General features: G+C 74.6%; 18 protein-coding genes. 11 read left to right on the forward strand and 7 right to left on the reverse strand.

All coding sequences use genetic code 11. The features are described from left to right. From Q0195_RS12025 to Q0195_RS12035, 3 genes are all read left to right on the forward strand, one after another. Window positions 1-560 (forward strand): hypothetical protein (locus Q0195_RS12025; RefSeq protein ID WP_299278849.1); only part of this gene is annotated, 560 nt, incomplete at its 5' end. Beyond that, window positions 557-1054 carry a flavin reductase family protein gene (locus tag Q0195_RS12030; RefSeq protein WP_299278850.1) on the forward strand — a complete coding sequence of 166 codons (498 nt, stop codon included), beginning with the start codon at window positions 557-559 and terminating at the stop codon, window positions 1052-1054. The genes Q0195_RS12025 and Q0195_RS12030, both read left to right, overlap by 4 nt. A 40-nt stretch (window positions 1055-1094) precedes the next feature. Further along, window positions 1095-2873, forward strand: a complete 1779-nt coding sequence (locus Q0195_RS12035; RefSeq protein WP_299278853.1) for a VanW family protein — start codon at window positions 1095-1097, stop codon at window positions 2871-2873. Here the strand turns inward: Q0195_RS12035 and Q0195_RS12040 are convergent. Then, the gene (locus Q0195_RS12040) at window positions 2870-3100 is read right to left on the reverse strand and encodes a hypothetical protein (RefSeq protein WP_299278855.1); all 231 of its coding nucleotides are present in this window, start codon (window positions 3098-3100) and stop codon (window positions 2870-2872) included. The genes Q0195_RS12035 and Q0195_RS12040 overlap by 4 nt on opposite strands. Before the next feature lie 228 nt (window positions 3101-3328). Between Q0195_RS12040 and fdxA the strand changes: the two genes are divergently transcribed. The 4 genes from fdxA (at window position 3329) to Q0195_RS12060 (ending at window position 7443) form a co-directional block, all read left to right on the forward strand. Then, window positions 3329-3646, forward strand: coding sequence for a ferredoxin (fdxA, locus tag Q0195_RS12045; protein WP_299278857.1), 318 nt, complete (start codon window positions 3329-3331; stop codon window positions 3644-3646). Window position 3647: 1 nt separating this feature from the next. After that, window positions 3648-4787 carry a succinyldiaminopimelate transaminase gene (gene dapC / locus Q0195_RS12050; protein WP_299278860.1) on the forward strand — a complete coding sequence of 380 codons (1140 nt, stop codon included), beginning with the start codon at window positions 3648-3650 and terminating at the stop codon, window positions 4785-4787. A gap of 165 nt (window positions 4788-4952) precedes the next feature. Further along, window positions 4953-6251, forward strand: a complete 1299-nt coding sequence (locus tag Q0195_RS12055) for a citrate synthase (protein WP_299278861.1) — start codon at window positions 4953-4955, stop codon at window positions 6249-6251. A 58-nt stretch (window positions 6252-6309) separates the two neighbouring features. Next, window positions 6310-7443, forward strand: coding sequence for a hypothetical protein (locus Q0195_RS12060; RefSeq protein WP_299278864.1), 1134 nt, complete (start codon window positions 6310-6312; stop codon window positions 7441-7443). Between the two features lies 1 nt (window position 7444). Here the strand turns inward: Q0195_RS12060 and Q0195_RS12065 are convergent, their stop codons facing one another. From Q0195_RS12065 to dapD, 3 genes are all read right to left on the reverse strand, one after another. Then, on the reverse strand, window positions 7445-8035 hold the full coding sequence (locus tag Q0195_RS12065; protein WP_299278867.1) for an NADPH-dependent FMN reductase: 591 nt from the start codon (window positions 8033-8035) through the stop codon (window positions 7445-7447). Window positions 8036-8140: 105 nt separating this feature from the next. Then, window positions 8141-8992 (reverse strand): hypothetical protein, encoded by an 852-nt coding sequence (locus tag Q0195_RS12070; protein WP_299278870.1) that lies wholly within the window; start codon window positions 8990-8992, stop codon window positions 8141-8143. After that, window positions 8985-9938: a 2,3,4,5-tetrahydropyridine-2,6-dicarboxylate N-succinyltransferase gene (dapD, locus tag Q0195_RS12075; RefSeq protein WP_299278873.1), complete on the reverse strand. Its 954-nt coding sequence runs from the start codon at window positions 9936-9938 to the stop codon at window positions 8985-8987. Before dapD ends, Q0195_RS12070 begins: the two co-directional genes overlap by 8 nt. Before the next feature lie 128 nt (window positions 9939-10066). On the opposite strand from dapD, the gene Q0195_RS12080 reads away from it, so the two are divergent. Next, entirely contained in the window at window positions 10067-10993 is a 927-nt protein-coding gene (locus Q0195_RS12080; protein ID WP_299278875.1) for an NUDIX hydrolase, read from the forward strand. A 72-nt stretch (window positions 10994-11065) separates the two neighbouring features. Here Q0195_RS12080 and Q0195_RS12085 read toward each other — a convergent pair whose 3' ends face one another. Beyond that, window positions 11066-12898 carry a biotin carboxylase N-terminal domain-containing protein gene (locus Q0195_RS12085; protein WP_299278878.1) on the reverse strand — a complete coding sequence of 611 codons (1833 nt, stop codon included), beginning with the start codon at window positions 12896-12898 and terminating at the stop codon, window positions 11066-11068. A 304-nt stretch (window positions 12899-13202) separates the two neighbouring features. Here Q0195_RS12085 and Q0195_RS12090 point away from each other — a divergent pair, with 304 nt between their 5' ends. Then, window positions 13203-13580 carry a hypothetical protein gene (locus tag Q0195_RS12090; protein ID WP_299278881.1) on the forward strand — a complete coding sequence of 126 codons (378 nt, stop codon included), beginning with the start codon at window positions 13203-13205 and terminating at the stop codon, window positions 13578-13580. Here Q0195_RS12090 and Q0195_RS12095 read toward each other — a convergent pair. Next, window positions 13558-14172, reverse strand: coding sequence for a Maf family protein (locus tag Q0195_RS12095; protein WP_299278884.1), 615 nt, complete (start codon window positions 14170-14172; stop codon window positions 13558-13560). The two genes, Q0195_RS12090 and Q0195_RS12095, sit on opposite strands and share 23 nt — an antisense overlap. A gap of 135 nt (window positions 14173-14307) precedes the next feature. Between Q0195_RS12095 and Q0195_RS12100 the strand changes: the two genes are divergently transcribed. Further along, window positions 14308-15027 carry a thioredoxin domain-containing protein gene (locus Q0195_RS12100; RefSeq protein ID WP_299278887.1) on the forward strand — a complete coding sequence of 240 codons (720 nt, stop codon included), beginning with the start codon at window positions 14308-14310 and terminating at the stop codon, window positions 15025-15027. Window positions 15028-15035: 8 nt separating this feature from the next. On the opposite strand, the gene Q0195_RS12105 is transcribed toward Q0195_RS12100, so the two are convergent. Continuing rightward, window positions 15036-16769 carry a DUF885 domain-containing protein gene (locus Q0195_RS12105; protein WP_299278890.1) on the reverse strand — a complete coding sequence of 578 codons (1734 nt, stop codon included), beginning with the start codon at window positions 16767-16769 and terminating at the stop codon, window positions 15036-15038. 342 nt (window positions 16770-17111) lie between these two features. On the opposite strand from Q0195_RS12105, the gene Q0195_RS12110 reads away from it, so the two are divergent. Then, window positions 17112-24503 carry a DUF5979 domain-containing protein gene (locus Q0195_RS12110; RefSeq protein ID WP_299278893.1) on the forward strand — a complete coding sequence of 2464 codons (7392 nt, stop codon included), beginning with the start codon at window positions 17112-17114 and terminating at the stop codon, window positions 24501-24503. Window positions 24504-24674 lie beyond the last annotated feature (171 nt).

Genomic DNA, 24674 nt, shown 5'->3' on the forward strand with positions numbered 1-24674 from the left:
AGTTCGCCACGACGTTGTACAACGCGTACTACTTCGCGGGCCTGAAGGACGCCGAACCGTCCGGCGCGAGCGACGGCGGTCCCGCAGCCACCCACGTCGCCGGTTCCGCCGCCACCACCGGACCCGACCCCGACCGGCGCGGGACCTCCCGCCCGGGCGACCGCCCGCGCGGTGGCGTGCTCGGGCGGCTCGTCGACGCCGGCGGGGCGACCGGCGTCGCGGTCGCGCTCGTCGCCGGCGCGGTCATGGGGATGCTCGGCACCGTCGTCCACCGCTACGAGCTGGGCGGCTGGCCGGTCGGCGTGGCGCTCGGGCTCCTCGGTGTGCTCGCCGCGGCCGTCGCGGCCCGCGCCATCGCCGGGGGCGGCGGCCTGCTCCTGGCCGTGCTGGCCGTCGTCGTCATCACCCAGGCGATGGCCTTCCTGCGACCGGGCGGGGACGTCCTGGTGACGAACGAGGTGATCAGCTACGTGTGGCTCTTCGGGGCGCCGCTCATGTGCATCGCCGCCGCCTTCCTCCCCGCCCGCTGGTTCGCCGACGGTGAGGGCCGGCGGCCGTGAGCGAGGAGCTGGTCGAGCGCTACCGGGCGACGATGCAGCGCCTGGCGAGCGGGGTCACCGTCGTGTCCGTGCGGGACGGCGCCACCGATCTTGCGATGACGGCCACCGCCGTCGCGTCCGTCTCCCTGCGTCCGCCCATGGTCCTCTTCTGCGTCTACAGCGACGCCCGGATCCGCGAGGCGCTGGACGAGGTGGACACGTGGGCGGTCAGCATCCTCGACGCTGGTGCCGCCGTCGCCGCCGAGCGCCTCGCCATGCCCGGCCGCCCGGCCATCGGCCAGCTCACCGGGGTGGCGCACAGCCGTGGTCCGCTCAGCGGTGCCGCGCTCCTCGACGACGCGCAGGGCTGGCTGGAGTGCCGCACGCACTGGATCCGGAACGCCGGGGACCACGACGTCGTCGTCGGCGAGGTCCTCGACGCCGGTCTGGGGCGCACCGGCACCGGCGCCCTGGTCCACTACCTGGGCCGTCTGCGGCCCCTGGGTGATGCCTGAGACGTCGCGTCGTATCCTGACGCGAGCCCGGAGGGAAGCCATGCCAACTGACACGTCGACCGACGAGTCCCCCCTTGTCGACTTCGACGACGAGCGGCCGCGCGGCCGGCGCCGCGCCTGGGTCGTCGCCGTCGTCGTCCTCGTCCTGCTCGTCGGCGGCTACGCCGCCGCCGCGTGGTACTTCGCCGACCGCACCCCGCGCGGCGCGACGGTGGCCGGTGTGGACATCGGCGGCCTGCCGTCCGCCGAGGCCGTGCAGCGGCTGACCGACGGGCTGTCGGACGTCGCCACCGAGCCGGTCCCGGTGACGCTGGGGGACTCCGAGACCACCCTCGACCCCGTCGCGGCGGGTCTCGAGCTCGACCCCGCGGCGACCGTCGAGGAGATCACCGGGCTGTCCTTCGACCCCCGCTCGCTCATCGCCCACCTGTTCGGGATGGAGCAGCACGAGCCCGTGGTCCACGTCGACGAGGAGGCGCTGCGCGCCGAGGTCGAGCGGGTCGCGGAGACCCTGGACCGCGAGCCGGTCGACGGCGCGATCGAGCTCGTCGACGGCGCGGCCGAGGTCACCGAGCCCGTGGCCGGGACCGCCGTGGACGTCCCGGCCGCGACCGACCTCCTCCGCCAGGAGTGGCTCACCGGGGAGCGCCCCGTCGCGCTGCCCGGCACCGAGGTGCCCCCCGCGATCAGTGCCGAGGCGGTCCAGGCCGCGCTGACGCAGGTGGCCGAGCCGCTCACCCGCTCACCGGTCGCCGTCGACGTCGACGGCCGGCTCATCGAGCTCACCCCGGAGCACCTCACCTCCGTCTCCACGCTCGAGCCGCGTGAGGGCGCCCTGGAGCTGGAGATGGACGGCGAGGCGCTCGCCGCCCTCGTCCTCGAGCTCGACCCGGACGTGCGCACCGCCGCCCGCGACGCCCGCATCGTCATCCGGGACGGCGAGCCGACCATCGTCCCCGGCGCCACCGGGATGGACCTGGACGAGGAGGTGCTGGTCGCCGAGGTCGCGCGGGCCGCCACCTCCGCCGACGACCGCACCGCCCAGGCGACCCTGCGCGAGGTCGACCCCGAGTTCACCGTCGCCGACGCCGAGGCGCTCGGCGTCACGGAGGTCGTGTCGGAGTTCTCCACGCCCTTCCACAACGACCCTCAGCGCACCCGCAACCTCATCACCGGCGCCGAGAAGATCAGCAACACCCTGGTCAAGCCGGGGGAGACCTTCAGCCTCATCGAGGCGCTGGGGCCGATCACCGCCGAGCGGGGCTTCGTGTCCTCCGGTGTCGTCGTCAACGGCCTGGAGTCCAGCGGCATGGGCGGGGGCCTCTCCCAGGTCTCCACCACCGTCTTCAACGCGGCCTACTTCGCGGGCATGGACCTTGTGGAGTTCCAGCCCCACTCCCACCACTACCCGCGCTACCCGGAGGGCCGGGAGGCGACGATGTTCACCCCGCACGTGGACCTGAAGTGGACCAACACCACGCCCTACGGGGCGCTGGTCCAGGCCTGGGTCTCCGGCGGGCGCTTCCACGTCCGGCTGTGGGGCACGAAGCACTTCGAGGTGTCCAGCCACACGAGCGACCGGTTCAACTTCACCCAGCCGACGACGGTGTACAACACCTCGCCCAGCTGCGTGCCGAACAGCTCGCCCGAGCGGGGTTTCACGGTGACCAACACCCGGGTGGTCTCGCTGGACGGCGAGGAGGTCAAGCGGGAGTCGTGGACCACGCGCTACATCCCGTGGGACCGGGTCGTGTGCGGCTCCCCGCCCAGTGCGTCGAGCAGCGGCGACGACGCAGACGAGGACGAGCAGGAGGACTAGTCCCGGGGGCGTCGGGGCCGGCGCCGCGGCGGGGGCGGGGGCACCGGTTTGCCCACGACGGCGGCCTCCGCGGCCACCCGCACCTCACCCCGGCGGGTGAGGACGACGGCGAACTCCTCGTCAGCGCTCACCAGGTCACCGAGGGCGTCGGCGAACCCGCCCTCCGGACGCCGGTAGCGGATGACGACGCGCGTCCCGACCGGCCACTCGGCCCATAGAGGTCTCACCCGGCCATTGTGCCCCGCTCACCGCGGCCGACCCCGCGCCGGGACCACCGCGCCCGGCGCGGGCCGTGGCTCGGCGCCGGGTGGGCCGCTCGAGCGGCGCGGGCCGTCGCTCGGCCCCCGTGGACGGGCCTGCCCGCATGGCAGTCCGTGACTGCAGCACCTGCCGGGTGGGGGATACTAGGACCGCACCGACACGTGCGGCCCGGCCGTGCAGAGGGAGGGAACCCCGTGACCTACGTCATCGCGCAGCCCTGCGTGGACGTCAAGGACCTGTCTTGCGTCGACGAGTGCCCGGTGGACTGCATCTACGAGGGCAAGCGGATGCTCTACATCCACCCCGACGAGTGCGTCGACTGCGGCGCCTGTGAGCCCGTGTGCCCCGTCGAGGCCATCTACTACGAGGACGACGTCCCCGAGGAGTGGTCGGCGTTCTACGACGCCAACGTCAACTTCTTCGACGACATCGGGTCCCCCGGCGGTGCGGCGAAGATGGGGCAGATCGACAAGGACCACCCCATCGTGGCGGCGCTGCCCCCGCAGGCCTGAGGTGGCGCTGTTCGGCGACGCGCTGCCGAGCTTCCCCTGGGACAGCCTCACCGGTGCCCGCGAGCGCGCGCAGGCGCACCCCGGTGGCATCGTCGACCTCTCGGTCGGCACCCCCGTCGACCCCACGCCGTCCCTGGTGCAGGACGCCCTCGTCGCGGCGGCCGACTCCCCGGGCTACCCGACGACGCAGGGCACCGACGAGCTCCGCCGGGCGATCGTCGACTGGTTCGCCCGGCGTCGCAACGTTCCCGGGCTGACGCCGGAGCAGGTGCTGCCGACCATCGGCTCCAAGGAGCTCGTCGCCTTCCTCCCGGCGCTGCTCGGGCTGGGCGAGGGCGACGTCGTCGTCCACCCGCAGATCGCCTACCCCACCTACGACGTCGGCGCCCGCCTCGCCGGGGCCGAGCCCGTGCCCGCGGACGCGACCACCGCCGTCGGCCCGGGACGGGTGCGACTGTGGTGGCTGAACTCCCCGTCCAACCCCACCGGCCGGGTGCTCGGGGTCGAGCACCTGCGCAAGGTCGTGGAGTGGGCCCGGGCGCGGGGCGTCGTCGTGGCGAGTGACGAGTGCTACGCCGAGCTCGGCTGGGCCGAGCCGTGGGCGAGCGAGGGGGTGCCCAGCCTGCTCGACCCGCGGGTCTGCGGTGGGGACCACACCGGGCTGCTCGTCCTGTACTCGATGAGCAAGCAGTCCAACCTCGCCGGCTACCGGGCCGCCTTCGCCGCCGGTGACCCCGCGCTCATCGGGCGGCTGCTGGAGATCCGCAAGCACGCCGGGATGATGGTGCCCGGCCCGGTCCAGGCCGCCCTCACCGCCGCGCTCGCCGACGACGCCCACGTCGCCGAGCAGCGCGAGCGCTACCGGCGGCGTCGGGAGGTGCTGCTGGCGGCCTGCGCGGCGGCCGGCCTGCGCGTCGACCCGACGAGCGAGGCGGGCCTGTACCTGTGGGCCACCGTCGCCGGCCAGGACGTCGACTGCCGGGCCATCGTCGCCGCGCTCGCCGAACGGGGCATCCTCGTGGCGCCCGGTGAGTTCTACGGTCCCGGGGGCGCCCGCCACGTCCGGATCGCGCTCACCGCGAGCGACGAGCGCATCGCCGCGGCGGCCGAGCGGCTCACCGCGGCGCCGCTCGCCGTGTGACCGGCCACCTCCGGGTCCGGACCACATCCCGGGATGGCTTACGCTTCTCTGAGGAATCACCACGACACGACCGTGCGGACCGACGGGGGGACGCCCCTCACCGGTGCGGGCGGTCCGTCCCGGGGCCACGAGCACCCGGAGTCCCGATCCTGAGGAGGCACCCCCATGTCTGAGCCCGCTCTCACCCCGGCGACGTTCGAGGTCGATGGCAAGAGGCTCGAGTTCGAACGGGTCCGGGCACGGGAGGGCAACGACGGGGTCAAGATCTCCTCGCTGCTCAAGGAGACCGGCCTGGTCACCCTGGACCCCGGTTTCATGAACACCGCGTCCACCGAGTCGGCGATCACCTACATCGACGGCGACCAGGGGATCCTGCGCTACCGCGGCTACCCGATCGAGCAGCTGGCCGAGAAGTCCTCGTTCCTCGAGACCGCCTACCTGCTCATCTACGGTGAGCTGCCCGACGCCGAGACCCTCGAGGCGGTCAACCGCCGGATCAAGCGCCACACCATCCTCCACGAGGACTTCAAGGCGTTCTTCACCGCCTTCCCGCGCAACGGGCACCCGATGGCCGTGCTCCAGGCCGGCATCGCCGCCCTGGCCACCTACTACCAGCACACCCTGGACCCGCACGACGAGTACCAGCGCGAGCTGTCCACGGTGCTGCTCATGGCCAAGGTGCCGACGATGATCGCCTACATCGCCAAGCGCGCGAACGGCCTGCCGCTGCTCTACCCGGACGCGTCGAAGGGCTACGTCGAGGACTTCCTCCGGATGACCTTCGCGCTGCCCTACCAGGACGAGGACATCGACCCCACGCTGGTCAAGGCGCTGGACATGCTCCTCATCCTGCACGCCGACCACGAGCAGAACTGCTCGACGTCGACGGTGCGCATGGTGGGCTCGGCGCACGCCAACATCTACGCCTCCATCGCCGCCGGTGTCGGGGCGCTGTCCGGTCCGCTGCACGGCGGCGCCAACGAGGCCGTCCTCGACATGCTCGCCGAGATCCAGGCGGGCGGGGGCAGCGTCGACGAGTTCATGCGGCGGGTGAAGAACAAGGAGGACGGCGTCCGCCTCATGGGCTTCGGCCACCGGGTCTACAAGAACTACGACCCGCGCGCCGCGATCGTGAAGAAGGCCGCGCACGACGTGCTGGCCAAGCTCGGCAAGAACGACGAGCTCCTCGAGATCGCCATGGGCCTGGAGGAGATCGCGCTCAACGACGAGTACTTCATCGAGCGCAAGCTCTACCCGAACGTCGACTTCTACACCGGCCTCATCTACAAGGCGATGGGCTTCCCGACGCAGATGTTCACCCCGCTGTTCGCCATGGGCCGCCTGCCCGGGTGGATCGCGCAGTACCGCGAGATGATCGCCGACCCGGCCACCAAGATCGGCCGCCCGCGCCAGGTCTACGTCGGGGAGACCCAGCGCGACTACGTCGACATCTCTCAGCGCTGACTGCGCGGAGAGCACCGTGACAGCGGGGCCGGCCGGACCGACGGGTCCGTCCGGCCCCGTGTCGTCCGGGCACGCCGCCGTCCCGCTGTGGCGCCGCCGCCTCGCCCCGGCCGACGGCCAGGCGCTGGGCCTGTGGCTCGCCACGCGGCTGTCCCTCGCCGTCGCCACCCTGCTCGGGGCGGCGCTCCTCGCCGACGACGACCTCTCCTTCGCCCAGCGCTGGGCGCGCTGGGACTTCGGGCACTTCGAGTCGGTCACCGAGGTCTGGTACTCCGGCGCGCAGCCCGACGGCTACCCGCTGGAGGCATTCTTCCCCGGCCTGCCCGCCGTGCTGTGGCTGCTCGCCCGGCTCGGGCTGCCGCTCGAGGTCGGCGGCCTGCTCGTCTCGCTCGTGGCGGGCGCGGTCGCCGTCGTGGCGCTGCGGCGGCTGGCCGACCTCGAGGGCGGACCCGGCACCGGGAACCGCGCGGTACTGGCGCTCGTGCTCTCCCCGCTCGCCCTGTTCCTCGCCGCGCCGTACACCGAGGCGCTCTTCCTGGCCTGTGCCGTGCCCGCCTGGCTGGCCGCCCGCCGCGGGCAGTGGCGCCGCGCCGCCCTCCTGGCGACGCTCGCCGCGACCGTGCGGGTCAACGGGCTCTTCCTCGCCGCCGCGCTCGCGGTCGAGCTCCTCACCTCCCCGCACCGCCGGTGGCGCGACGCGCCCTGGCTCGCGCTGCCGCTCCTCCCGGCGGGCCTGTTCAGCGTGCTGCTGTGGCAGGTCAGCGGCGACCCGCTGCGCTGGCTCACCGCGCAGCAGGAGGGCTGGCACCGGGAGTCCCGGCTGCCGTGGGACGCCTGGGCGAACACGTGGGCGCTCGCCTTCCCCGGCCCGGACGGCAACCCGTACTGGGCCTGGCCCCTCCGCCTGGACCTGCTCGCCGTCGTGCTCGGGGTGGTGCTCGCGGTGGTGCTCGCCGCGCTCCGGCGGTGGGGCGACCTCACCTGGGTGGGGCTGCAGGTCGCCGTCTACGCGACGTCGTACTGGTACCTGTCGGCGAGCCGCTTCGCGCTGCTGTGGTGGCCGCTGTGGGTCGGCCTGGGCGTGCTGACCGGCCGCAGCCGCGTGCTGCTGTGGCTCTACGTCGCGATCAGCGCACCGGTCATGCTCACGTGGACGCTGGCGTTCACCGTCGACGGACGCTGGGCGGGCTGAGTCAGCTGGCCTCCGGGTCGCCGATGTGGCCGGGGGCGTTGACGGCGAGAACCCGCTGGACGAACGCGTGGAACTCCTCGATGTAGTGCCGCAGGAAGTCGGCGGTGGCCTCGTCGGTGACGTCGCCGTCCGGGGTGAACACGTCCGCGGAGAACGTGACGTAGCACTCCGGGGAGTTGAGCTGCGGCGCGTCGAGGAAGCTCAGCACGCTGCGCATCTGGGACTGCATCACCGCCGTGCCGATACCACCGGGGGACGCCCCGACGATCCCCGTCGGCTTGCGGGCGAAGGAGTTGGTCCCCCACGGCCGCGAGCCCCAGTCGATGGCGTTCTTCAACGCCCCCGGGATCGACCGGTTGTACTCCGGGGAGATGAACAGGAGGCCGTCGGAGGCCGCGATCGCCTCCTTCAGCGCCCTGCCCTCCGGCGGGTAGTCCTCGTCGTAGTCCCAGCTGTACAGTGGCAGGTTGTCGATCCGGATCTCGTGGAACTCCAAGTCTTCCGGAGCCAGCTTGATGATCGCCTTCGACAGCGTGCGGTTGATCGAGCCCCTGGCGAGGCTCCCGACGAAGTAGCCGATCTTGTAGGCCATGGCTGGACCTTCCCCCGACGGTCTCCCGCCGGTCCGTGCGATGGGGTAGCGGGCGTGTCGATCATGGCACCGGCGCCGCCGGCCGGCCTCCCGGAGCGGAGGCGGTCACCAGATGCGCACCGTGCCGTCGTCGGGACCGTCCGCCGGACGCCAGCGCGCGTCGTTGCCGTCCGCCCGCTGCCACACCTGGCCGGCCACCTCGACCGTCGTCGCACCGGTGTCGACCGACGTCGCCACCGCCCACTGGGCGACGGCCCAGGCGAGCCGGTCCACGTCGCCACCGGGCAGGAGGGCCGGGTCGACGACCACCACCCCGTCCTCGACCGTCGCGGCGACCCCGAAGTCCTGCTCCAGACGGCCGGCGACGGCCGCCGCGGCGTCGTCGTCGTGGCCGGTGGGCATGGGCAGGCGGCACGTCAGGGTGGCGGGGGAGTTGCCGGTCAGCGCGGAGGCGAAGGCCCGACCCTCCGGCTCGTGGTCGGCGTAGGCGTCGGGGTAGGCGGAGCGTTGGACCCGCTGGGCGGCCTCGGTGACGGGCAGCTCGGTGTAGCCCGGCACGGCGACCAGCGCGTCGAGGAAGGCGTTCGTCGCGTAGTGCGGGTCCATCACCTGGTCCGGGGTGCCCCAGCCCTGCGAGGGGCGCTGCTGGAACAGGCCGAGGGAGTCGCGGTCGCCGTAGCCGATGTTGCGCAGCTTGGACTCCTGTACCGCGGTCGCCAGGGCGATCGTCGCTGCCCGGGCGGGCAGCTGCCGGCGCACCGTCGCGGCGGTGATGAGGGCGGCGTTGTCGGCCTGGTCGGCGTCCAGGACCTGGCGGCTGCCGTCCGCCAGCGCCACGGCGCAGGTCTCGCTCACCCGCTCGGGCACCACCCAGGTGAGCAGCGCCGCAACGCCGGCAACCGCCAGCGCCGCGAGCGCCACCACCGCAACCGTCCCCCGCAGTACCCGCCTACGCATGGAGCGCGTCGTTGAGCGTGACCCCGGTTCCCGTGCGCGCCAGCGCCTCGACCGTCCCGGTCACCGAGTTGCGGCGCAGCAGCAGCCCGTCGCGGCCCGACAGCTCGCGTGCGGCGACCACGGTGGGGGTGGCCGCCGCCGAGCCGGGGCCGGGCAGGACGGTGACCTTGGTGCCGGCGGTGACGTACAGCCCGGCCTCGACGACGCAGTCGTCGCCCAGCGAGATCCCCACGCCGCTGTTGGCGCCCAGCAGGCAGCGCTCCCCGATGACGATGCGCTCCCGGCCGCCGCCGGACAGCGTGCCCATGATCGAGGCGCCGCCGCCGATGTCGGTGCCGTCCCCGACGACGACCCCCTGGGAGATGCGGCCCTCGACCATCGAGCGGCCCAGCGTGCCGGCGTTGAAGTTGACGAACCCCTCGTGCATGACGGTGGTGCCCGGGGCGAGATGGGCGCCGAGCCGCACCCGCGAGGCGTCGGCGATGCGCACCCCCTCGGGGACGACGTAGTCGGTCATCCGCGGGAACTTGTCCAGCCCGTGCACGGTGAGGTGCCCGTCCCGGGCGCGCAGCCGCGCCCGGGTCTCGTCGAAACCGGCCACGGCGCACGGGCCGGCGGACGTCCACACGACGGTGGGCAGGACGTCGAAGATGCCGTCGACCGCGAGCCCGCCCGGGCGCACCACCCGGTGGGAGAGCAGGTGGAGACGCAGGTAGGCGTCCACCACGCTGGTCGGCGGGGCGTCGAGGTCGATCTCGGCGGTGATCACCCGGGTGTGCACGCCCCGGGCCTCGTCACGGCGCTCGGCGACCGGGAGCGCGGTGCGCGCCGGCGCCTCGGGCGCGTCGTCGCCGACGAGGACGGGGTCGGGGTACCAGACGTCGAGGACGGTGCCCTCGTCGGTGACGGTGGCCAGCCCCGTTCCGCGGGCGAGACGTGCAGTCATGGTTTCAGCCTACGAGCGCGGGTGGGGTGAGGATCACCCGAGGGACGCGGCTGTGCGCCGGGTCACGTCGTGGGACGGGAGCCGCAGAGCCCACCGGCCCGCCCCGCCCGTGTGCGACGCTGGGGGACGTGACCCAGCTCCCCGACACGCGTCCCCCGCGCCGGCCCGGCGACGGGTGGGTCGAGTGCCGCTGCGGGAACCGGCACTGGGGCCGCTACGGCGCCGCGGGCCTCCTGCTCTGGCGGCGCGAGCCCGACGGCGACGTGCCCGTCACCGACCCGCGCCGCTACGCCGTCGTGCTCCAGCACCGAGCGGCGTGGAGCCACCACGGGGGCACCTGGGGAGTGCCGGGTGGCGCCATCGACCCGGACGAGTCGGAGGTCGAGGGAGCGTTGCGGGAGGCGGCGGAGGAGGCCGGCCTGCCGCCGTCGGGTCTGCGTGTGCGCACGAGCCACCGCCTCGACCACGGGGACTGGGCGTACACGACCGTCGTCGCCGAGGCGGTGCGCACGGTCGAGCCGCGGGTGAGCGACCCGGAGAGCATCGGCGTCTCCTGGGTGCCGGGCCCACAGGTGCGCGACCGGCCGCTGCTGCCCGCCTTCGCCGACGCCCTGCCGGCGCTGCAGGAGCTGCTCGGCCGCCGGCTGGTGCTCGTCGTCGACGGCGCCAACACGATGGGCGCGCGCCCCGACGGCTGGTGGAACGACCGGCGCCGCGCGATCGAGCGGCTGCGCGACGAGCTGGCCGCCCTCGCCGTCGCCGGGCTGCCCGCGGACCGGCTGGGGCTGCCGGGGCACGCCTGGTACCCCGACGTCGAGCTCGTGGCAGAGGGGCAGGGGCGCGGGGCGCGGGACGTCCCGGCGGCCGGCGGCGTCGGTGGCGTGGTCGTCGTCGACGCGGCCGGCTCCGGGGACGACGCGGTCGTCGCGCGGGCGGCGGCCCACCGTGGCGCGGGTGACGAGGTCGTCGTCGTGACCTCCGACCGGGAGCTGCGCGGGCGCGTGGAGGCCGTGGGTGCCCGGACCGCGGGGCCGGGTCTCGTGTTGGGCAACTGACCGAGGCCGGGACCCGCACCGGGCTCGCTGCCCGGGGCCTGGCTGGTGTCGCTGCCCCGACCTGACGTCGGGCTAGCTGCTCTCGCCCTCGGGGTCGATCTCGCAGATGACGGCCCCGGCGGAGACGTTCTGCCCCACGGCCGCCTGGATGGCGCGCACGCGGCCGGAGCGGTGGGCGACGAGCGGCTGCTCCATCTTCATCGCCTCGAGGACGACGACGAGCTCACCTGCCTCGACCACCGCACCCTCCTCGACGGCGACCTTGACGATCGTGCCCTGCATGGGGGAGGTGAGGGCGCCGTTGCTCGCGGCCGCGCCCCGGGCCTGGGCCGTGCTGCGGCGGGTGGGACGACGCACCGCCCCGCGGCCGCCGCGGCCCGCCCCGATGCCCAGGCCGGCCGGGAGGACGACCTCGAGCCGCTTGCCGCCGACCTCGACGACGACGCGCTCGGTCGCCTCCTCCGCGCTGTCCGGGGAGGGGGCCGTCGGGACGTCCGGTGTGGTGAGCCGGGTGAGGCGCTCGGCGAACTCCGACTCGATCCACGTCGTGTGGACGGTGAAGGAGGCGGCGTCCTCGGCGGCGAACTCGGGCGCCTCGAGGACGGCGCGGGCGAAGGGGACCACCGTGGGGATCCCGCTGATCTCCAGCTCGCGCAGCGCGCGGCGGGCCCGCTGGAGCGCCTGGCGGCGGTCGGCGCCGGTGACCACGAGCTTGGCGAGCATCGAGTCGAAGGCGCCGGAGACGATGTCCCCGGCGGTCACGCCGGTGTCGATGCGCACCCCCGGCCCGCCGGGCCAGGTCACCGCGGTGACCGTCCCGGGCGAGGGCAGGAAGCCGGCCGCCGGGTTCTCCCCGTTGATCCGGAACTCGATGCTGTGCCCACGGACCGGCACCTCGGTGTAGCCGAGCGGCTCGCCGGCGGCGATGCGCAGCTGCTCGCGGACGAGGTCCAGGCCGGTGACCTCCTCGGTCACCGGGTGCTCGACCTGGAGGCGGGTGTTGACCTCGAGGAAGGAGACGGTGCCGTCGGAGCCGATGAGGAACTCGCACGTGCCCGCCCCGACGTAGCCCGCCTCGCGCATGATCGCGATGGACGACTCGCGCAGCAGGGTCTCCTGCTCGGGGGTGAGGAACGGCGCCGGCGCCTCTTCGACGAGCTTCTGGTGGCGGCGCTGCAGCGAGCAGTCGCGGGTGGACACGACGACGACGGTGCCGTGCTCGTCGGCGAGGCACTGGGTCTCGACGTGGCGGGGGCGGTCGAGGAAGCGCTCGACGAAGCACTCGCCGCGGCCGAAGGCGGCCTTCGCCTCGCGCACGGCGGAGTCGTAGAGCTCGGGGACCTCCTCGCGGGTGCGGGCGACCTTGAGCCCGCGGCCGCCACCGCCGTGGGCGGCCTTGATCGCGATGGGCAGGCCGTGCTCGTCGGCGAAGGCGAGCACCTCATCCGCGTCGGCGACCGGGTCCGGGGTACCGGCGACGAGCGGGGCCCCGGCCGCGCCGGCGATGTGGCGGGCGCTGACCTTGTCCCCGAGGGCGCGGATCGCGGCCGGCGGCGGGCCGATCCAGGTCAGCCCGGCGTCGATGACCTGCTGGGCGAACTCCGCGCTCTCGGCGAGGAAGCCGTAGCCGGGGTGGACGGCGTCGGCGCCGCTGCGCCGGGCGACGTCGAGCAGCTTGCCGGCGTCGAGGTAGGTCTCGGCCGCCCGGGAGCCGCCGAGCCCGAAGGCCTCGTCGGCCAGCCGCACGTGCAGCGCGTCGCGGTCCGGGTCGGCGTAGACGGCGACGGTGGCCAGCCCCTCGTCGCGGCACGCGCGGGCGATGCGCACGGCGATCTCCCCGCGGTTGGCGATGAGCACCTTCGACAACGGACGCCGGCTGGGCGACCCCCCAGAGGTGCTCGACATGGACACTCCATTCTGCTCGCCAGTGCTGCCCGCTCGCGGGCACCCGGGGATGTCCCGGTGGGCCCGGACCGGTCCACGGTATCCGGCCCGCGCCGCCGGACCCATTCCGCGGACGACGTGGCGGGCAAGTCTGTCGCGACACGCAAGTAGCGCCCGACCGGCTTGTGTGGACCCTACAAGCGGCCTACGTGTTCGGCGCCGAGTGACCGGCGTCACTTGTCGGCTGCGTACAGCCGTTGGCGCCGTCGCCCGGGCGGACTACGGTCGGCGGAAGGAGCCGGACCCCACCCGTCCGGGAGATGTCATGAGCGACCTGCAGTGCGCGGCGACCTTCGTCCTCGTCCCCGCTACGACGGCCCTCGGGAGCCTGCCCGACGTGCGACCCGTGGCCCTGCACGCCGCGCCGGGGGCGCAGGAGGCGGCGGGTGCGGTGGCCGAGCGGCTCGGGCTGCCGGTGCGCACGCTGCGCGCGGCGACGCCGGGCGAGCTCGTCGCTGCCCTGGACGAGCTGGCCGACGAGTACCGGGGTGAGCGGGTGGCGGTCCTCGCACCCGGGGAGCTGCTCGCGGCCCTGGCGCGGCTCGTCCTGCCCGAGGGGGCGGACGCGCTCGTCGTCGAGGTCGACGCCGACGGCCACCGGTGGGCGCGCTGGCCGGACGTCACCCGCGCCACAGGTCGGTGACCTGCACGCCGAGCTCGCCGAGGAGCTCGCGCAGCAGGGGCAGGCTGATCCCCACCACGCCGTGGTGGTCGCCCTCGACCCGCCGGACGAACGGGCCGCCCAGCCCGTCGACGGTGAAGGCGCCGGCCACGGCGAGCGGCTCACCGGTGGCGACGTAGGCCGTGATCTCCGCGTCGCTCAGGTCGGCGAAGTGGACGGTGGTGGAGGAGACGCCGCCGGTCTCCCGGGCCTCGGGCCCGCGGGTGTCGACGATCCAGTGGCCGGTGTGGAGCACCCCGCTGCGGCCGCGCATCCGGCGCCACCGGGCCACTGCCTCCGCGGCGTCGGCGGGCTTGCCGTGGACCGCGCCGTCGAGCTCGAGCATGGAGTCGCAGCCGACGACGAGGGCGTCGCGGGCGGTGTCGCGCCGGGCGACGTCCCGGGCCTTCGCGCGCGAGAGGAGGAGCACCTGGTCGGCCGGCCCGGCGTCGCCCGGCGCGGCCTCCAGGGCGGCCGCCTCGTCCACGTCGGAGACGACGACGTCGGGTGCGAAGCCGGCGGAGCGGAGCGTGGCGAGCCGGGCGGGGGAGGCAGAGGCGAGGACCAGTCTCACGGGAGGCGAGACTACGGGACCGGCGGCGCGGCGGTCGCGCCGGGTGGGCGGGGCAGGGGTCGCGCCGGGGCGGGACTGGGCCGGGTGGGCGGGAGGTCCCGGTCCCCGCACCCATCCGGGTGGGACCATCGGGCCATGAGTCGACGACGAGACGCCCGGCGTGCGTTCACCGGGCTGGTCCTGCTCCTCGCACTGGTCGCCGGGTGCGGCCCGGCGGAGCCGGAGGGCAGCCCGACGGAGCCGGAGAGGCGTCCGACGCAGGAGGCGACCGCGGTGGAGGGCCGGGCCCCGGCGCCGGGCACCACCGGCAGCGTCACGGTGACCGCGACGTCGGTGGTGGTCGGCGACCCGCAGGCCCCCGTCCGGGTGCACGTCTACCAGGACCTCAGCTGCCCGCACTGCCAGACCCTCCACGCCCTCATGGCCGACGACGTCGCCGCCTGGGCGCAGGGTGAGGACGTGGCCGTGGAGTTCACCGTCGTCGACTACCTCGGTGCCCGCACCACCCACGGCTTCTCCACCCGGGGTGCCGCCCTCCTCGCGCTCGTCGCCGACGAGCACCCGGAGGCCTGGCCCGCCGTCCAGGAGGCGTTGTTCGAGCTGCAGCCGACGTCGACGACGCAGGAGGTGCCCGACACCGACCTCCTCGGCGCCGCCCGGGACGCAGGCGCGGACGTCGAGGACGGCGACCTCACCCACCTCGCGGCGTACGCCGGCTGGGTGGAGCGGGCCACCGCGCAGGCCGCCGCCGCGGGCGTCGGCTACATCCCACAGGTGTGGGTGGACGGCGAGCTCGTCGAGGGGGCGACCCACGAGGAGACCGTCGCGCTGCTCCGGCAGGCCGTCGCCGACTGACGACGGGGTCAGCCCGCCCGGCCCGCCCCGTCCTCGGGCCGCCCGAGCAGCGTGGTGCGCAGGACGTCGAGCCCGACGGACCCGACGTCCAGCGCCTGCCGGTGGAAGGTCCGCAGGTCGAACTCCTCGCCGCGGGCCTGCGCCTGTGCGCGCGCGGCGTCGCGGAGCTGCTCCCACAGCCGCTGGCCGACCTTGTACGACGGCGCCTGCGCCGGCCAGCCGAGGTACCGGTCGAGCTCGAAGGCGAGGAAGGCCGCGTCCATGCTGGCGTTGGTCCGGAGGAACTCCCACGCCTTGGCGGCGTCCCAGGCCCCGCCGCCCCACTCCTGCGGGGCGGGCTTGCCGAGGTGGACGCCGATGTCGAGCACGACACGCGCGGCCCGCAGCCGCTGCCCGTCGAGCATGCCGAGGTAGTCGGCCGGGTCGTCGAGGTAGCCGAGGTCGGCCATGAGCCGCTCGGCGTACAGCGCCCACCCCTCGCCGTGTCCGCTGACCCAGGAGACCAGGCGCCGCCAGGTGTTGAGCAGGTCGGACCGGTAGGCGGTCTGGCCGATCTGCAGGTGGTGGCCCGGGACGCCCTCGTGGTAGACGGTGGTGAGCTCGCGCCAGGTGCTGAAGGTCGTCACGCCCTCGGGGACCGACCACCACATCCGACCCGGCCGGGAGAAGTCGGCGCTCGGCCCGGTGTAGTAGATCCCGCCGGTCTGTGTCGGGGCGATGCGGCACTCCAGGCGCCGTACCGGCTCGGGGATGTCGAACTGGGTGCCGGCGAGCTCGTTGATCGCCCGGTCGGACGTCTCCTGCATCCAGGCCTGGAGCGCCCCGGTGCCGTGCAGCAGCCGCTCGGGCTCGGTGTCGAGCCGCGCCATCGCCTCCTGCGGTGTGGTGCCCGGCCCGTAGAGGCGGGCGGCGACCGCCTCCTGCTCGGCGGTCACCGTCGCGAGCTCCTCGAGCCCCCACTCGTAGGTCTCGTCGAGGTCCACCGACGCCCCGAGGAAGTAGCGCGACCACAGCTCGTAGCGGTCCCGGCCGACGGCGTCACGCTCCGGTGCCTGCGGGGCGAGCTCGGTGCGGAGCATCTGGGCCAGCTCGCCGTACGCCCGGCGGGCGGCCGCGGCCCCGGCCAGCAGCTCGTCGGCGAGAGCGCCGCTGGGCTCGCTTCCCCCCGGGCGGGCCTCGTCGACGAAGGTGTCGAAGAACGAGCTGCCCTCGGCCGCCATCTCCTCGGCCTGCGCGATGCACGCCTCCACCTGGCGGACGGCGGCCACCTTCCCGTCGGCCGCCGCGGCCCGGAGCGACTCCTGGTAGCCGGACAGCGCCGCGGGGAGTGCGGCCATCCGGCGCGCGATGGTCTCCCAGTCCTCCACCGTGTCGGTCGGCATGAGGTCGAAGACCTCGCGCAGCTCCTGGACGGGGGAGCTGATGACGTTGAGCTCGCGGCCGAGCTCCCCGGCCATGTAGAGCTCGGTCTCCAGGCCGAGCCGTTCGGCGATCGCGGCCTTGGTCGAGGCGTCGATGTCGTCGACGGCGTCCGTCTCGGCGACCTTCGCCACGGCCTCCATCGCTGCCTCGGCACGCGCGAGGTGACCGGCGGGGGAGAGGTCGGGCATCTCGTCGTCGTGCCCGGGCAGGCCGAGGGAGGTCGCGGCGACCGGGTCCAGCGCGGCGAGACGCCGAACGTACGCCTCGGCGATGGAATCGATTTCAGTGGAGGCTCTGCGTGCGGCGTCGGGGGCGGTCACGACCTCGAGCGTAGACCGGGCGGGGTCCGCTGCGGGCCCGAAACGCAGGACGGCCCGGAAATCGATACTCCATCTTTCGGAGGAGATGCTCCGTCCGCCGGCGCCGGCGACCGGCCGGAACGGCGCCGGCGGACGGTGAGGCCGGCCCCGGCGCGGACGCCGGCGCGGCTCTCCGGGCGTCCGCGGCGGGTGGCCGACGCGTGCGAGGTATCGGGCACATCGGGCGGCAGAGGGTGAACGGCGGGGTGAAAAGCGGCCGCCCTGGCTGTCCGCTCCTTGGACTCCTACCAAAGTAGGGCGCGGTGACGCATCGGCGCCACCGAGGTCTAGGACGGGGAGAGCATGGACGTTCATCGTCGGTCGGGACGGAAGGGCCGGCAGCGGCTGCGGAGGATCTGGGCGGTGCTCGCCGCCATCGCGGTGGCGATGCCGACCGTGGCGGCGCTCGCGACGCCGGTCGCGGCGCAGGCCCAGTACCTCGAGGTGCGCAAGACCGCCCAGCCCTACGAGCTGGAACCCGGGCAGACGTTCACCTACAGCATCCAGGTCCAGTGCTCGGAGCAGTCCTGCCTCGACGCCCGGCTCACCGACGTGCTGCCGGCCGAGCTGGCGGGCTTCGCCCTCGTCGACGTCACCACCAACCCGGGGGAGGGCGTGGTCCCCCGCACCGTCACCTGGACCGAGGCCGGGCAGGAGCTGCCCCGCCGCCCCGACGTCGTCGGCCCGGAGACCGGCCTCACCGTCGACTTCACCGATGACGTGACGACGCCGGAGGGTGTGGGCCTGCAGAACGGCCGCACCTTCACCGTCCAGCTCTCGCTGCGGGTCCCCGACGACATCGCCCCGGGGGAGCACGAGATCGTCAACACCGCCCGCACGACGGCGAGCAACTCCCTGTCCGACGAGGCGTCGGCCCCGGTCCGCATCTCGGTGCCCGAGGTCGTCGACGTCGCCGCCACGAAGGGCTGGGAGCCCGCAGCGCAGACCTTCGACCCGGGCCACGCCTCGACGATCGCGCTCGGCGTCACCAACACCTCGAACGTCGTGGTCGACGTCCTCACCCTGCAGGAGCCCGCCGACGCCCCCGACGGCGCCGCCGACCTCGCCCCGGCCAACCCCTTCACCGTCCACGACCTCACCGGCCTCGGCGACGCCACGCTGCCGGCCGGCGCCCAGGTCCAGGTCGACGCGTACGTCCGAGGCAGCGACGGCACGTGGCGGTGGGTCAGCGGCACGCCGCAGGCGACGCCGACGCTGCCCGACGGCGTGCACAGCGCCGACGTCGCGGGGCTGCGCCTCACCTACACCGGCGACATCACCCCCGGCGACGGTGCGGCGGTCGACGTGCGGCTGGCCCAGCGCGACACCCACCGCGTCACCGGCACCGACCTCTCGACCCGGACCACCCGGGTGGACAACGTCGTCGTCGCGACGGCGACCTCCCGGGAGCTCGACCGCTCGGCGAGCACCGAGGCCCGCGCCCACCACACCGTCCGGCCGGCGACCGTCGCCGTCACGACGGTGAAGAACATCGAGCCGAACACCCTCACCGGCGGGCAGAGCGCGACGGGCACCCTGACCGCCACCAACAGCGCCTCCCCGGTCGCCGAGCTGCGCCTGGCCGACCTCGACTTCTTCACCACCGACATCACCTTCGGCGGCTTCACCGAGGCACCCACCTGGCCCGCCGGCGCGACGGCCGGCGCCGTCGTCTTCCACCCGCTCGACGGGGGCGCGGCGGTCACGGTCCCCTTCGCGGCCGGCGAGGTCCCGGCGGCACCGGACACGCTCATCTCCGGCTTCGAGCTGGTGTTCACCGCCGACGGCAACGCCATCGAGGAGGCGGCGAGCACCACCGCCCTCTTCCGGATCGACACGACCGAGGACGCCGCCGGCGAGGCCGCCGAGGCCACGGTCACCAATACCGTCACCACGACCGCGACCGCCGCCAACGGCACCGCCGCGAGCGACTCCGACAGCGACCGGCTCACGGTGGTCACCCCCGCCGTCGGGGTGACCCTCGACAAGCAGGTGCGCCCCACGACGTCGGTCCAGCCCGGGGAGAGCGTCTTCGTCAGCCTGCACGCCCGCGGCACCGCGACCGACCGCGCCACGCTCCACGACGTCGTCGTCGAGGACGTCATCGGCGCGGGCGACGCCGAGTTCTGGGACGCGTTCGACCTCGTCGCGCTCGCCCCCACCCAGGTGCCCGCCGACACCGTCCTCACCGTCGAGGTCCACGACGCCACCCGGGGCTGGGTGGAGCTGACCACCCACGGCCCGGAGGGCGTCGCGACGGTCCTCGAGCTCGACCGCCAGACCTTCGCCGCGGCCACCTCCAGTGCGGGCGCCACCGACATCACCGGTGCCCGGTTCTCCTTCCGCAGCGGCGCCGGGCTGCCCAACGACATCACCCTGACCCCCGTGCTCGTCCTGGACGCCCGCAGCGAGCTGCGCAGCGGCGGCCCGGTCGACACACCGGAAGGCGAGGACGCGGCGCAGCGGCCCACCGCGTACCGCAACAGCGCCACCACCGACGTCACCGGCACCTCCGCCGCCGGCAGCGAGCTCACCGACGACGACGGCGACACCGACACCGCCCGGGTCGTCACCCACCCCGGTGGGACGGGCGCGCTGCGCATCGCCAAGGAGTGGGACAAGGACCTGGTGAGCGCCCAGGCCGCCGCCACCGCGAGCACCGCGCTGCGCTGGAGCGTCACCCCGGGCTTCGCGACCGTCACCGTGACCGACCCCGCCACCGACGCCGGCGCGCCGTCCGGCACCGTGTTCGAGGCGTTCGACCTGCTGCGGGTCCGTCCGATCGCCGGCAGCAGCACGCCCCTGAGCAACGGCTGGCACCTGAGGTACGACGACATCACGACCCTCGAGCTCCACGTCGCCGGCAGCTGGGTCACCGTCCCGGCCCCGGCCGGCGGCTGGGTGCAGGACGGGCGTTTCGTCGGCTACCAGCTCACCCCCGAACAGTCGGCGGCCGCCACCGGCGTGCGGCTCACGCTCACCGAGGACACCGCGGCACGCGAGGCCGCCCGGCAGCCCGGCGCCGCCTTCGACCCCTACGCCCCCGCCCCGGGCAGCGGCGTCGCCGCCGGCAGCGCCTCGCGCCGGTTCGACCTCGACTGGCAGCTGCGCGAGCGCACCCGCACCGACGACGGCTCCACCGGCGCCTGGGTCACCGACCAGGTCGTCTACAACGTCGCCGGCAGCCCCGGCACCGTGGACAACACCGTCGCCCTCGACGGGACCCGCGCCGACGGCAGCACCGCACGCGACACCGACGCCGATGCCATCCAGGTGGTCAACCCGGGCCCGGCCGTCACCGTCGCCAAGACCGTGACCACGGACCAGCCGGTCTACGTCCCGGAGCCGGACACGCCTGCCGCGGAGCGGCCCGCGGCCACCTGGACGCTCACCGCGCGCAACGCCTCCGTGGCCGCCGCCGGGCACGTGCGGGTCACCGACCCGGCCGTCGCCTGCCTCGCCCCGGCACCGCTCGCGGGCTGCCAGACCGACGCCCCGGACGCCGACCCGTTCACCGGCACGGACGTCGACTGGCTGGCGCACAACCCCTTCCGCTACGTCGACCTCACCGCCATCCGGCTCGCCGCCGGCATCCCGGACCAGGTGGACCTCGACGCCACCGTCGTGTGGCTGCTCCACCACGACGGCGCGGGCTACCGCACCAGCGAGCACACCGGCGCCCAGGCCGTCGCGCTCGACGCGGCCGCGCTGGCCGACGTCGTCGGCGTCTCGGTGACCTTCCAGGCGCACGACGCCGGCGCCGCCGGGGCGGGCAGCACGATCACGCAGGCCAACGAGCTGCGGGTCACCCTCGAGTCCCGCCTGCGCGCCACCGTCCGGGGCACCGACGAGCCGCTCACGCTCGACGTCGCCGAGACCCTCGACGTGGACAACCTCGCCTTCGCCCAGTCCTACGACGACGTCCTGAGCCCGACCGTCCCGACCGGCGACCTCGCCGCCGCTCGGGCCGTGCTCACCGGCGGCGACGTCAACATCGCGCCGGCGAAGTCCGTGAGCCCATCCGAGGTGCTCGTCACCGCCCCCGACGTGCCGGTGACCGTCACCCTCGCCGCCGACCAGGGCAGCAACCCGCGCAGCACCCTGTCGCCCAGCCGGGTCGTGCTCGAGGACCACGCCGGCTCCGCGGACTTCTGGGACCGCTTCGACCTCACCGGGCTCGGCGCGGTGACCCTGCCGGACGGGGCCGACCGTGTCCGGGTGGACGTCCACGGCCCGTGGGGCGCGGACGGGGAGCCGGCCTGGGTCGAGGGGACGCCCGCCGCGACCGCGCAGCTGCCCGTCCCGGAGAGCTCCTACGGCGAGGTCCAGGGCATCCGCTTCGTCTTCACCCGCTCCGACGGCGGCTACTTCGACCCGACACCCCCGCCGGCCGCGGGCTGGTCGGCCCGGGCCCAGTTCACCGTCCAGCTGCGCGAGACCTACCGTGCCTCGGGTGAGGACATGGTCTTCGCCGGCTCGGTGGACAACACCGTCACCGCCCAGAGCTTCCGGAACGACGGGAAGGACTCCGCGCCGGTCACGGCCACCGCGCAGGTCACGCTGAGCGAGGGCACCCGCGAGCTCGAGGTCAACAAGCTGACCAACGAGGGCAACCGGCTCGCCAACCCGGGTGAGAACGTGCCGTTCCGGATCTCCTTCACCAATGCCGGCACCGGTTTCCTCACGATCACCGAGTTGCGCGACACGTTGCCCACCGAGCTCGTCCACCTCGGCGAGCCGGAGCCGGTGTACACCGCCGACGAGGACGGCCTCCTGTCCGAGGACGTCACGCTGCGGGTCGACGGCGCGGACCTCGTCCTCACCTGGCCCGAGGGCGGCAACCGGATGGCACCGGGGGAGACCTTCGTCGTCGACCTCGCCCTGGAGCTGCAGCCTGCCCGCGACCGGGTCTTCAACGACGTCGTCGTGACGACGGCCGAGCCGCTCGACCGCTGCGGCAACGTCGACGGCAGCACCAACTGGGGACAGCCGGGTGGGGACACCTCGTGCGCCACCCGCGACTACGTCGACGCCGTCGCCGGCCCGAACCTCTTCGCGGTCAAGGGCGTGCAGGGCTCCCTCGAGGGCACCGCCGCCGGTGGCGCGTACCACCCGGGCACCGGCGCGGTGTGCACCCCGACCCTGGAGGCCACGGGCGGGTCCTACTACCGCTCGCCGTGCCTCGCCCACAGCCAGCTGGGCGGGGAGGACCACTGGGTGCTGCGCGTCCAGAACGCCGGGACCTCCCCGGTGACGTCGATGACCGTCTTCGACCAGCTCCCGGTGGACGGCGACGGGTTCCTCGTCTCCGGCGCCGCCCGCGGGTCGACCTACCGGCCCCAGTTCGTCGGCGAGTCCCTCGCCGTCCACGCACCGGACGGCACGGAGGTCGTCGTGGAGACGACGACGAGCCCGGACGTGTGCCGCGGCACCTGGGCGGGCCTGACCGGCAGCACCCCGCACACCCCCTGCGAGCAGTCCGGCGAGGTCTGGACCGTGGTCGGCGACGGCACCGACTGGGCCGCCGTCACCGGGCTGCGCGTCTCCCTCGACTTCGCCGGGACCGCCACCGGTGCCCTGGGGACCGGCGACCTCGTCGACGTCACCTTCCGCACCCGCAACGTCGTCGCCACCGACGACGACCCGAGCGGCGCCCCCGGCGTCGTGCCGGCGGCCGACTCCGTGGCCTGGAACCAGTTCGGCGTGCAGTACACCGACGTGGACCAGCGCGGCCAGGAGACGGTCAAGCGGCTGGCCCCGAACACCGTGGGCGTGCACCTGCGCACCGGGTCGATCGGTGTCGCCAAGGAGGTCACCGGGCCGGCGGCCGACGCCTACGCTCCCGACGCCTTCGACGTCGAGGTGGCCTGCCGGGTCGGCGACACCGCCCTCGACCTCGGCGACGCCGCGACGGTGACCCTGTCGCCGGACAACGACTACCGCGTGCGCATCGACGGCATCCCCTACAGCGCCGACCCGCAGACGGCGTGCACGGTGACCGAGGCGGGGCAGAGCGGCGCGTTCGGCGAGACGTCCCGTACCGTCGACCCGGTCGGCGGCCTGCTCACGCTCGTCGAGCCGACCGACCCGGCCGTCACCACCGACGAGGTGCCCGCGGCTCAGGTCGCCACCGTCACGAACGACTACCGGTTCACCGGTCTGTCGGTGACCAAGGCGCTGGACACCGCGGCCACCCGCGGTGACCTCGGACCGTTCGACTTCACGCTCGCGTGCACCTCGCCCACCGGCCTGCCGGTCGCCCTGGGCGACGACGGCGCCACGACGCTGGCCTTCACCCTGGCGGAGGGGGAGACCTTCACCGCTCCCGCGGGCCGCATCCCCGTGGGCTCCGCCTGCCTGGTGACCGAGACCGACGGCTCCGCGGCCGACCGGGTGGTCGTCGTGGGGGACAACGTCTCCGACCACGGTGACGGCTCGGCGACCGTCGTCCCCGGCGTCGAGCCGGCCGCCGTCGTCGTGACCAACGGCTACGACGCGGGCACGCTCACCGTGGCGAAGGAGACCGCCGGGGACGGCGCCGACCGGTACGGCGACGGGCCGTTCGGCTTCGCGGCGGTGTGCACCTACCGCGGCCAGACGCTGCTCGAGGAGAGCTTCGCGCTCCGCGGCGGCCAGACCCGGTCCTTCGGGGTGTTCCCGGCGGGCACGGAGTGCACCGTCACCGAGACCACCCCCGGCGGCGCCACGGCCACCGCGCTCGACCCGGCCGACGGCACGGTCCTCGTCCCGGCCCCCGCCGACGCGGCCGACGTCAGCGACGTCCGGGTGACCGCCACGAACACCTTCGACGTCGGCGCGCTGGAGATCGTCAAGACGGTCGACGGCGAGGGTGCCGAGCTGTGGGGCGCCGGCCCCTTCACCGCCGCGGCCGGGTGCACGTGGGAGAAGGACGGCGAGACCCTGCCGGTGGCGCTGCCGCACGACGGCGTGGTGCTGCTGACCCGGGAGAACGGGTACAGCGCGCGGCTCGACGACCTCCCGGTGGGGGCCGCCTGCACGGTGACCGAGACCGGCACCGGCGGGGCCACGGCGTCGGCCGTCGTCCCCGCGGACGGCGCCGTCACGGTCCCGGCCGTCGCGGACGGCGAGCGTGGGACGGCCACCGTCACGCTGCGGAACACCTTCGACGTGACCTCGCTCGAGGTCGTCAAGGAGGTCCAGGGCGACCTCACCGCCCCGGGCGCGGAGGGCCCCTTCGAGGTCGAGCTCGCGTGCACCCGCGAGGTCGACGGGCAGGCCGTGCCGCTCGAGGTCCCGGGAGGGGCGGTGCGTGAGCTGAGCACCGCGACCGGGCTGCGGACCGTGTACGAGCAGCTGCCCGTCGGGGCGGAGTGCCGGCTCACCGAGACCGGGACGGGCGGGGCCGACGGCACCCTCGTCACCGTCGCGGTGGACGGCCAGGAGCCGGTGACTTCCGAGGGCACGAGCGCCACGGTCGACCTCGGCGCCACCACCGCCCCGGGCCAGGCCCGCGCCGTCGTCGTCAACGCCTTCGACGCCGTCCCCCTCGAGCCGGAGCTGCCTGCCGACTCCGGGACCGGCTCCGGTCTCGGGACCGGCTCCGGTCTCGCGCAGACGGGGGTGCGGGCGGCCGCCCTGGCGGGCGTCGCTGCGCTGCTCGTCGCCCTCGGCGTGACCGTCGTCCGCCGCCGCGCCACCACCCGGCGCCCCTGAGCCGCGGCCGCGTCGGACCTTCCCCCCGGGTCCGACGCGGCCGCGCCCGCCCATCTCCCCACCCAGCGCCGCCCCCTCACCGGCCGCACCCTCACCGCAGCCTCCACAGAGGGCCCACCTCCCACCGAGAGCCAAGACCCCGCCGAGAGCCCACTTCCCACCGAGAGCTCA

Source organism: uncultured Georgenia sp. (assembly GCF_937958535.1).
Taxonomy (GTDB): domain Bacteria; phylum Actinomycetota; class Actinomycetes; order Actinomycetales; family Actinomycetaceae; genus Oceanitalea.

Coding starts and splice junctions, on each gene's coding strand:
- Q0195_RS12035 (WP_299278853.1), top strand. CDS start 1,095: ATGCCAACTGACACGTCGACCGACGAGTCCCCCCTTGTCGACTTCGAC.
- Q0195_RS12055 (WP_299278861.1), top strand. CDS start 4,953: ATGTCTGAGCCCGCTCTCACCCCGGCGACGTTCGAGGTCGATGGCAAG.
- Q0195_RS12065 (WP_299278867.1), bottom strand. CDS start 8,035: ATGGCCTACAAGATCGGCTACTTCGTCGGGAGCCTCGCCAGGGGCTCG.
- Q0195_RS12070 (WP_299278870.1), bottom strand. CDS start 8,992: ATGCGTAGGCGGGTACTGCGGGGGACGGTTGCGGTGGTGGCGCTCGCG.
- dapD (WP_299278873.1), bottom strand. CDS start 9,938: ATGACTGCACGTCTCGCCCGCGGAACGGGGCTGGCCACCGTCACCGAC.
- Q0195_RS12085 (WP_299278878.1), bottom strand. CDS start 12,898: ATGTCGAGCACCTCTGGGGGGTCGCCCAGCCGGCGTCCGTTGTCGAAG.
- Q0195_RS12090 (WP_299278881.1), top strand. CDS start 13,203: ATGAGCGACCTGCAGTGCGCGGCGACCTTCGTCCTCGTCCCCGCTACG.
- Q0195_RS12100 (WP_299278887.1), top strand. CDS start 14,308: ATGAGTCGACGACGAGACGCCCGGCGTGCGTTCACCGGGCTGGTCCTG.
- Q0195_RS12110 (WP_299278893.1), top strand. CDS start 17,112: ATGGACGTTCATCGTCGGTCGGGACGGAAGGGCCGGCAGCGGCTGCGG.